General features: G+C 69.0%; 10 protein-coding genes. 1 reads left to right on the forward strand and 9 read right to left on the reverse strand.

Features of this window, described 5'->3' with window-relative positions; genetic code table 11:
* The first annotated feature begins 40 nt into the window (after positions 1-40).
* A complete protein-coding gene (locus tag PHC73_RS01315) occupies positions 41-550 on the forward strand; it encodes a BCAM0308 family protein (protein ID WP_300123758.1) in 510 nt (169 codons plus the stop codon).
* A 115-nt stretch (positions 551-665) separates the two neighbouring features.
* On the opposite strand, the gene PHC73_RS01320 is transcribed toward PHC73_RS01315, so the two are convergent.
* From PHC73_RS01320 to PHC73_RS01360, 9 genes are all read right to left on the reverse strand, one after another.
* On the reverse strand, positions 666-1079 hold the full coding sequence (locus tag PHC73_RS01320; RefSeq protein ID WP_300123759.1) for a hypothetical protein: 414 nt from the start codon (positions 1077-1079) through the stop codon (positions 666-668).
* A 220-nt stretch (positions 1080-1299) separates the two neighbouring features.
* Positions 1300-3567, reverse strand: coding sequence for an EAL domain-containing protein (locus tag PHC73_RS01325; protein WP_300123760.1), 2268 nt, complete (start codon positions 3565-3567; stop codon positions 1300-1302).
* 354 nt (positions 3568-3921) lie between these two features.
* Positions 3922-4398 (reverse strand): hypothetical protein, encoded by a 477-nt coding sequence (locus PHC73_RS01330; protein WP_300123761.1) that lies wholly within the window; start codon positions 4396-4398, stop codon positions 3922-3924.
* Between the two features lie 49 nt (positions 4399-4447).
* Entirely contained in the window at positions 4448-4810 is a 363-nt protein-coding gene (locus PHC73_RS01335) for a response regulator (RefSeq protein ID WP_300123762.1), read from the reverse strand.
* Between the two features lie 45 nt (positions 4811-4855).
* The gene (locus PHC73_RS01340) at positions 4856-5320 is read right to left on the reverse strand and encodes a chemotaxis protein CheX (protein WP_300123763.1); all 465 of its coding nucleotides are present in this window, start codon (positions 5318-5320) and stop codon (positions 4856-4858) included.
* Positions 5317-6162, reverse strand: a complete 846-nt coding sequence (locus tag PHC73_RS01345; RefSeq protein ID WP_300123764.1) for a protein-glutamate O-methyltransferase CheR — start codon at positions 6160-6162, stop codon at positions 5317-5319. The genes PHC73_RS01340 and PHC73_RS01345 overlap by 4 nt, the downstream gene beginning before the upstream one ends.
* Positions 6152-7234, reverse strand: a complete 1083-nt coding sequence (locus tag PHC73_RS01350; RefSeq protein ID WP_300123765.1) for a chemotaxis response regulator protein-glutamate methylesterase — start codon at positions 7232-7234, stop codon at positions 6152-6154. Before PHC73_RS01350 ends, PHC73_RS01345 begins: the two co-directional genes overlap by 11 nt.
* A gap of 2 nt (positions 7235-7236) precedes the next feature.
* On the reverse strand, positions 7237-7608 hold the full coding sequence (locus PHC73_RS01355) for a response regulator (protein ID WP_300123766.1): 372 nt from the start codon (positions 7606-7608) through the stop codon (positions 7237-7239).
* Between the two features lie 81 nt (positions 7609-7689).
* Positions 7690-9396 carry a methyl-accepting chemotaxis protein gene (locus tag PHC73_RS01360; RefSeq protein WP_300123767.1) on the reverse strand — a complete coding sequence of 569 codons (1707 nt, stop codon included), beginning with the start codon at positions 9394-9396 and terminating at the stop codon, positions 7690-7692.
* Positions 9397-9551 lie beyond the last annotated feature (155 nt).

The raw sequence follows: 9551 nt of genomic DNA on the forward strand, positions 1-9551 counted from the left end.
CGTGCCAGCCGGCACTGTTCCCTCGCCGTGGAGCCCAACCATGACCGGACCTCACAAAAGCCCCAACCTGCCCCATCACGGCCGCCACGACCGAGGCGGGTTTCAGCAGATACACGATCCTTACGTGGCGCGCCAGAAGCCGGCCGAGCCCAGCGTATGCAGCGACTGCGGCGCGGTCTGGCACGACGGCCGCTGGCAGTGGCTGGCACGCCCGGCCAACGCCGCCGAGCTGCGCTGCCCGGCCTGTCAGCGTGTCCACGACCGCGTGCCGGCGGGTTACCTCACCCTGTCAGGCGCGTTTTTGGCCGCGCACCGTGACGAAATCCTGCATCTGATCGACAACCACGCTCAGCGACAGGCGGCCGAACACCCGCTAAAGCGCATCATGGCGCGCGAGGAAACCGCCGATGGCCTGCTCATCACCACCACCGATGCGCATCTGGCGCGCGGCCTGGGTGAGGCGATCGCGCACGCCTACAAGGGCCATCTCGATTACCACTACGTCGAGGACGACGCCACGCTGCGCGTGCAGTGGCGACGCGATGACTGAACGTCGCGGCCCGGCCAGGTGCTTGCGGCGTCAGCGGTGCGGCGGGTCGGAACCGGCCGGGAGCGCTGGCGGCCGCCTGCGGCGCGCCTCGAAAAGCCTCCCCCGCCGTTTTTTTTCAGGGCGGCGAACCCGGCACCTGCGGCTGGCCCGGCACGCGCGGCTGCCCCGGACTCGGCGGCGGCAACGGCCGTGGCGCCGCCTGCTCGAGCCCGCGAATCAGGCGCTGGCCCTGCACGCGTTGCTCGTCCTGCGCGCCGCTACCGGGCGGCACGGCGTCCCGCTGACGCTCGGCCGCCAGCCCGCGCCGCGTGGCGTCGAGCTGTGCGTCGGCGTCGCGCACACAGGCGGTGTAATTGGCAGCGCCGGCACATTCGCGCAGCGCCCTGGCGTGGCGTGCCTGCGCCTGCCGCTCGGCCTGCCGGATGGCGGCCGCCGTATCGGCGCCAGCGGCTGCCGCTGCGGCTGCCGCTGCGGCCGCCAAGGCACTGGCGACCACGCTCATCAGCACCATCGTCAACGGTTTGGCCATGGGCGTCTCCCGCAGTAGGCATTCCTTATGTTGGCCGTAGACTCCACGGAAAAGCTGGAAAATTCCGGCCTGGCGCGTGACCCGCCCGCCGCGGCACCGCTATTGTCGCCGCGACTTGCAAATCCCCGCCGCGGGCGCTGCTGCGCCCCGGGGAAGCGCCGAAAAATGCCATCTCTGAAATTTTCGGCCCGCGTCCGCGTGGAACATGCCGGCGCAAACGTCACCGCCCGGCGGGTAGCAACCACTTGGCGTGCAGCTCGACCGCGCCCAGCGGCCGGTCGAAGTGGTAACCCTGAAAATACGAACAGCCTATCGCACCCAGGGCGCGTGCGTGGGCCGCCGATTCCACACCCTCGGCCACGGTGACGACGCCCAAGCTGCGTCCCATGGCCACGATGGCCTCGACGATGGCGCAATCGCTTTTGTCGGTCAGCATGTCGCGCACCAGCGACATGTCGATTTTGAGCTTGCCGACCGCCAACCGCTTCAGCTGCACCAGCGAGGAATAACCGGTGCCGAAATCGTCCACCGCGATGGCGAAGCCCGCGCCGACCAGCGCCCGGGTCAGCTCCGCCGCGTGCTGCGGATCACGCATCAGGGCGGTTTCGGTCAGCTCGAGCTCGATGTCGGCCGGCGTGGCGCCGGCGTCGCGCACGATCGCCAGCGTATCCTCGTAGAAACCGGCATCTTCGAGCTGGCGGGCCGACACGTTGACGGCGACGCGCCCCGGCAGCGGCGTGCCGGCGGCGCGCCAAGCCGCCACCTGGGCGGCCGCCTCGTGTAGCGCCATGCGGCCGAGTTCGCCGATGAGGCCGTAGCTCTCCGCCACCGGAATGAACTCGGCCGGGCTGATCCAGCCGTGCTGAGGGTCGCGCCAGCGCGCCAGCGCCTCGACGCCGGCCAGACGACCATCGTGCGCGGCCACCTGTGGCTGATAGTGCAAGGTCAATTGGTCGCTGACCAAGGCGTGTTCGAGCGCCCGCGCCAAGGCGTAGCGCCGGCGCTGGGCCTCACCGAGCTGCTTTTTGTAGAAATAGTGTTTTGTCCCCCGCGCCTTGGCCTGATGCATGGCGATCTCGGCGTGGATCAGCAGCTGTTGTGCATCCCCGGCGTCGTCTGGATAAAACGCGATGCCCATGGAGGCCGGCACCGCGTGGGCGTAATGGCGGCTTTTCATCGCCAAACTGCCGTGAATGGCGGCGATCATCCGGCGTATGGCTGCCTCGTCGCGTTGCGGCACCAGCACGCCGAACTCGTCGCTCGACAGCCGCGCCACAGTCGCCCGCCCGCCGACGGTGGCCAACAGGCGCCGCGCCACTTCGATCAATACCCGATCGCCGGCGCCATGGCCTTCGGCATCGTTGATCTCCTTGAAGCGGTCCAGGTCGAGGTACAGCAGTGCCAGGCGCTGCGCGCTGGCGTCCGCGGCCTCGAGCGCCTGCCCCAGGCGCTCCATGAACGACACCCGGTTGGGCAGGCCGGTGAGGGCGTCGTAGAACGCCAGTTGCTCGATGCGCTGGGCGGCCCGCTTGCGGTCGGTGATGTCCTGCACCGTGCCGACCGCCTGGCGCGGTCGTCCCTGGTAGTCGCGGTAGATTTCGGCCCGCTCTTCCACCCAGCGCTCGCCACCGCCGGCCACCACGCGGTGCTCGAGATGGTAGTCGGCGCCCGCCAAGGCAGCCTGCCAGGCCTGCGCCAGTCGGTCGCGATCATCCGGGTGCACGCAGGCCAGAAACGTCTGGTAATTCACCGGCGCGCCTTCCGGCAGACCAAAAATGCGATAAGCCTGCGGTGTCCAGCTCAGCTCGTCGCGATCGATATCCAGACGCCAGCTGCCGATGCCGGCCACCGCCTGGGCGCGCAGCAGGCTGTCCCCGTTTTCCTGCGGTGCCGCCGGCGGGCAATCTTGCTGGCCGAGGTCTTCGACCCCCGGCCGGCCGGCCGGCAAGGGCGTCGGCCGGGCCGGCGCCAGCCCCACCTGCCGACCCAGCGATTCGAGCTGCGGCTGGCTCCGCGATGTGGCACCGGCCGAGCCGGCGTCGGGCATCGGTCCCGACGCACCGGCCGACAGCATCCGCCCGAGACCGAAAAACGCCAGCTTCATCAGCGCCCGCACGGACGCCGGCGCGCACCCCCCAGCACTGCCACCGGTCTGCTCAAGGACCGCCAACAGACTGCACACGTACGAAGCGTAGGCCGCCAGATATGGGCCGGGCAGCGCGCCGGCTGAGGCGACCTGCCGGCTCTCGGAGGGATGGTCGAGCCGATGCCGAAGGTCGCCGGCGGCCAGGCGCGCCAGGTACACCTCCGGCTCCTGTTGGATGGGCTCGGCGCGGCCGTCCTCAGCCGGCGCCGCAACCTGCCGCAGATGCGCGCAGAAGCCCGCGAGAAACTCGGCGGCGGTGGCCGGCAGGCCGCCGTCGGCCAGCAGCCGCGCGTCTTCGGCGTCGAACGCCAGCGCGGCCAGTCGGTCGGTCAGTGTCGCCATCGATCTCGACGCTCCGCCAGCCTGCCGACCCGCGCCAGGCACCGCTCCCGAGCGGCCAGTCGACGACCCCGCATACGCACCCCCTTTGCTGGAAACGTCACAGCGCGACGCAGGCTCGCACTGTCTGAATGATGATTCAATGACATACGCCATGACACAACGCCGTGCATCCTGTCGCGAACACAAGCACCGCCCGGCTCGGCGCCCTGAATGGGCGGCGCATTTTCTTTGTTTGAGAATCGTTACGTAACCCGGTTCGGTTCCGTTTCAGCCAGCACATGACCGCCATCAAAGACACCGATCCGGTGTCTGCCATCCCGATTAGCATCCCCGGCGCGAGCGGCAGGACCGGCCTCAGGTGCAGATGATCGCCAACTGGCCCTTGCCGTAGCCCTGGACATCGACCTCCAGGTCCAGGCGGGCACCGCCGGCACCGAGCACCGCTTCGGCCGCCGGCGGCACGCTGCCGACGGCAAAATCGGCCAGACGCACGCCGCGACCGCTAGCCGCCGTCAGTACGCTACACAGGATGTTGGTCACTTCGCGGAAGTTGTCGGCGATGTTCGGCGGCAGGCTGCCGGCGCGCACGGCGTCCTGTGCCGCCGCCGGCGGGATCATCGCCAGCGCCGCACCGGCGGCGGCCGCCAGCGGCACGTCGGCCACGACGAGCGCCACCACGGTTGTCGTGTCATCCACGCATACCCCGACCACACCGCCCTTGGGCAACCGCTCGACCGCCGCCGCGGCCGGTTTGGCAGTGACGTTCTTGCCGACCAGGGAGGTGATCAGCTTGGCGATGGCCTGTGCGGTCGGTAGCGCCTTGAGCGACATGAGAGGGTCCTTGATCGCAAGCGAATCGGTGTACGGACGAGCGCCGGCCTCACCCGAGCAGCGGCTCGAGCACGTGCCGGAAGGTATCCTCGGTGAACGGTTTGGTGATCAGGAATGCCGCGCCCTGCTCGGCGGCGAGCGCGCGCATCTCGTCGGCGGTTTCCGAGGTCACGAAACCCAGCTTGACCTTGTGCCCTTCATCGCGAACCGCCTGCAGCAGTTCGAGGCCGGACATCTGCGGCATGTTCCAGTCGGACAGCACCAGCGCCGGCGGGCTGGTGCGGATCATGTCCAGCGCCTGGGCGCCGTTTTCGGCCTCATCCACCTCGTGCTGGCCGAAGCCGGCCTGGCGCAACGTCCGGCGCACGATCATGCGCATGGCCTTGCTGTCGTCCACTATCAAAATTTTCATGCCCGTCACCCTGCGCAAGCAAATGAAACACCACCGGGCAACGGGTCACTGCCCGCCCGTGGTTGGAGATTCTGCATCGGTATTCTCGCCGACCCGCACCAGCATTTGGCCGTCGGCGCAGTCGTAGCCCTGCGCCACGGTCCAGCTCAGATCGCCGGGGTCGTCCTTGCCGGACTCCCACGACAGCGGCAACGACAGCTTGATGGCGCCCGGCCACAGGCCCTTGACGTTGCCGCCGAGGATGTTGGCCATCTCGCCCATGGCATCCAGCACCAGCTCGATGTCGACCTCGTCCTCGGGCATCTCGAACAGCCGCGCGGCCACTTTGCGCGCCAGCTCCAGGCTGCAGTCGATGCGCAGCGCCAGTTCGGTGTCGCCCTGAATCTCGACCTGGCTGCTGATGCCCGGCTCCGGGCCGGCGGCCATGACCGCATCGACCAGGTCGAGGCCGACCATCGTGGCCCAGATGTCGCGCGTCAGGCTTTCCAAATCCGTCTTGCTGATGGTCATCGGCTGCTTCCTTTTCTGCTGTTGGTGGCCGCATTGCGCAGGCGGTATACGCCCTGCGTGACGCGCTCGAAGGCCGGGTCTATGTTCAGGGTGGTCTCGGCGGCACCGAGCACCAGGTAGCCGTCGCCGGCCAGCACCTTGCGCACCTTGCCGAGGATCGCCGTCTTGGTCGCCAGATCGAAATAGATCAGAACGTTTCGCATCAGCACCAAATCCGGCCTGATGTCTATCGGCCAGTTTCCGGCCAGGTTTAGGGCCCTGAACTCGACGGCGTTTCTGATTTCGTCCTTCAGCACGTAGTCGAGGCCGCGACGCACGAAGTATTTGAGCAGGTAGGGCGCCGGCAGACCGCGATTGACTTCGAGCTGCCGGTACACGCCGGCCCGGGCCTGGGCCAGACAGCTCGGCGAGACGTCGCTGGCCAGCACCTGCACCTGCCAGTCGCGCAGTTGCGGCAGTCGCTCACGCATGTGCATGACCAGGCTGTACGGCTCCTGGCCGGTGGAACACGCCGCGCTCCAGATATGCAGGCGACGGCTGGCGGCGCGGGTCGACATCAGGTTCGGCAGCACCTCCCGCACCAGCTGGTCGAACACGGCCGGCTCGCGAAAAAAATAGGTCTCGTTGGTGGTCATCGCGTCCAGCACGTCCACCGACAGCGCATCGCTGCCGTTGGCGCGCAGGCGGCGCACCAACCCGCCGAAGTCGGTCAGGCCGTGCTTGCGCAATACCGGCGTCAGGCGCGACTCGATCAGGTAGTCCTTGTCGGCGCCCACCTGGATGGCCGATTTTTCGTACAGAAAACGCCGGATGAAGCCGAATTCCGCCGCGTTAGCCGACATGACGGTCCACCTCCCCGGCGGCCGAGGTCAGTCTCGCCACGATGGCGGGGCCGATGTCCGCCAGCGGCAGCACGCGCTGGGCGAGTCCCGCCTGCACCACTGCCCCTGGCATGCCCCACACCACCGAACTGGCCTCGTCCTGGGCATAAATGCTGGCGCCCAGCGCGTGCAGCCGGCGGCAGCCCTGTTGCCCGTCACGTCCCATGCCGGTCAGGATCAGCGCCAGCACGTCGCCGCCGTAGCAGTCGGCGGCCGACTGCAGCAGCGGGTCCACCGCCGGACGGCAGAAATTGACCGGCGGCCCCTGGTCGAGGTGTAGCTCCGGTTGGCCGTTGCGGCTGCCGATCAGCATGTGGTGATCGCCGGGCGCCAGCCACACCGCGCCGGGCCGCAGCGGAGTGCCTTCGCTGCCCTCGCGCACCGGCAGCCTGCAAATGCCGCTCAGCCGTTCGGCCAGCAGGCGCGTGAACACCGGCGGCATGTGCTGGGCGATCACCACCGGCACCGGCAGGTCGGCCGGCAGGTACCGCAGCACCTCGGCCAGCGCGTTCGGCCCACCGGTGGAGGCGCCGATCGCCAGCAGGCGGGGGCGATGCCGCCCGGCGCGCGCCGGGCGCGGCGGCACCGGCGCCGCGGCCGGCACGGCGGTTTGGCCGGGCTCGCCAAGACGCAGCAGGGCGCGAATTTTGCGCGCCAGCTCGTCGCCGAACGCCTTCAGGTTGGCATCCAGGCTGGTGGCCGAGCTCGGCTTGGTGACGTAGTCGCTGGCGCCGCGCGTCAGCGCATCCAGCGTCACCGCGGCGCCGCGCGCGGTGAGCGAGGAGCACATGATGACCGGCAGCCGCGGCCAGCTCTGACGAATGTGCGTGAGCGTGGCCAGGCCGTCCATGCACGGCATCTCCACGTCCAGCGTGACCAGGTCCGGCACGCGGCGCTCGATGGCGGCGAGCGCCGCCTCGCCGTCCCCGGCCGTGCCGTCGACCACGAAATCGGGCTGCCCGTCCAGCGCCCGCGACACCAGGCGGCGCATCAGCGCCGAGTCGTCGACGACCAGGATGCGCTTGGGCGGCATGGTCACACCGCCGCCAGGCCGAGCATCTCCAGCTTCGCGCGCAGGCTGTCGGCGGTGAACGGTTTCATCAGGTACTCGTCGGCGCCGGCCGCCAGCGCTTCGCCGATCTGGGCGGGACTGGTCTCGGAACTGACCATCAGGACGCGCACCGGGTCCCAGTCGCGCCGCCCGCGCAGCGCGCGGATCAGGTCGAGACCGTTCATGTTCGGCATGTTCCAGTCCACCAACACCACATCCGGCAGCGGTCCGGCAGCGAGCCGCTGCAGGCCGTCCGCCCCGTCGGTGGCCTCGCCGACCTCGAAACCCAACTGAGACAACAGGCTGCCGAGCAGCTTGCGCATCACGCGCGAGTCATCGATGACCAAGGCTTGCATGGCGTGGACTCCGGTACCAAACCACCCGACCGTCCAACACTCCAACACTGGGCCGGGCGGCATTCACAAAACCGACGCGGCTCAGGCCGCCCGCAGGTCGGCCAGGAAGCGGTTCACTTCTTCGCGCAGCAGGACGCCCTGGCGGGCCAGCTCGTCGGCGGCGCTGAGCACCTGACCGGCGGCCGAGCCGGTTTCGGCGGCGCCCTCGCTCACCTCGGCGATGTTGCGTGTGACTTCCTGAGTGCCGGCCGCGGTCTGGGCGATGTTCTGCGCGATTTCCTGCGTGGCACTGCCCTGCTCACGCACCTGCAGCGCGATCACGTCGGCGGTGTCGTTGATCTCGCGGATGGTGCTGCCGATGCCCTGGATGGCGGCGATCGCCTGCTGCGTGGCGCCCTGGATGGCGGCGATCTGCGCCGCCACCTCCTCGGTCGCCCGGGCGGTCTGGTTGGCCAGCGATTTGACCTCCGAGGCCACCACCGCAAAGCCCTTGCCGGCATCGCCGGCGCGCGCCGCCTCGATGGTGGCATTCAGCGCCAGCAGGTTGGTCTGGGCGGCGATGTCGTTGATCAGGGTGACCACGTCGCCGATGCGCTGGGCGGCATCGGCCAGGCTCTGCACCTGGGTGTTGGTCTGCTCGGCGGTCTGCAGCGCGCGCAGGGCGATTTGCGCCGAATGCGCGCCGTGCCGGCCGATTTCGGCGATGGAGGCGGACAGCTGCTCGGCGGCCGACGCCAGCGTCTGCACGTTGGCGGTGGCCTGCTGCGAGGCGCTGGCCACCACCGCCGCGCGCTGGTCGGTCACCTCTGCGGTGTGCGTCATGCTCTGCGCGGTGGCGCGCAGCTCGGTGGCGGAGCTGTTGAGCGTGTCGAGCGCCTGGCTGAGGGTGGCATCGAACTGGGCGATGTAGCGCTCGATGGTGTCCTGCCGCTGCTGGCGACGGGCGTTTTCCTCGTCTTGCTGCGCCTGCAGCGCCAGCGCTCGGCGGCGGTTGTCCTTGAACACCTCGAGCGCTGCGGCGAGCGCGCCGATCTCGTCGCGCCGGCCGAGTCCCGCCACCGGCGCGTCCAGATCGCCGTCGGCCACCGCCCGCATGGCCGCGGTGATGCGCGTGAGCGGCAGCGACACGCCGCGGATGGTGGTCACCATGCCGAGCATGGCGACCATGGCGCCCACCGCCGTCAACACCAGCGTGATCTTGTTGGCGGTGGCATGGATGCGGCTGTCGCGCTGGTACAGCTGCGACGCCTGCTCGCGCTCGAAATCGACCAGCGTACCCAGCGCCTCGACCGCCGGCAGAACCTCTGCCGGCAGGCGGCTGCGCGCGTAGTTGTCCAGATCGCCGTAGTTCTCGCTGTCCAAAATGCGCAGCAGATCCTCGATCGACGCGTTGGCCGTGGCCAGCACGCGATCGACGTCGGCCGCCAGATCGGCTTCCTCCTTGGTGGTCTTGGGGCGCTTCACGTACTGCTCCCAGGTAGTGCGGATTTCGTTCAGCGCCACGCTCGCCTCCTGCCGCGCGTCCGGCCACTCGCTGTCACCGGTCTGCACCTTGCGCACGGCGCCGGCCACGCCCGCCTGGTATTCGTCGGCCAGGTGCTGCAGGGCCACCATCGGCTCGATACGGTTGGCGTAGATGTCGGTCATGCGCCGATTGGCCTGATCGAGCAGCCACCAGCCGCTGGCGCCGAGCACCAGCACCATGACGGCGGTGGACGTCAGCACCCACAGCAGCCGGGCCCGGATCGACAGCGTCAGGGTGGGCATGCGAAGACGTGGTAAACGCATCTCGACCTCCTTGATTACTTCTAATTAACTGTCACGTCCCGGCCGATTAGTTGGTTTTCGATGAAAGAGCTCAGGATGAGAGTTGTACCAGCTCTGCAGGGCCTGCGCCGGGGTCTGGGCGTTCAGGGCCTGCTGGGGCAGGTGGTGGTTGTAGA

The sequence above is a fragment of the Immundisolibacter sp. genome (assembly GCF_028696615.1).
Taxonomy (GTDB): domain Bacteria; phylum Pseudomonadota; class Gammaproteobacteria; order Immundisolibacterales; family Immundisolibacteraceae; genus Immundisolibacter.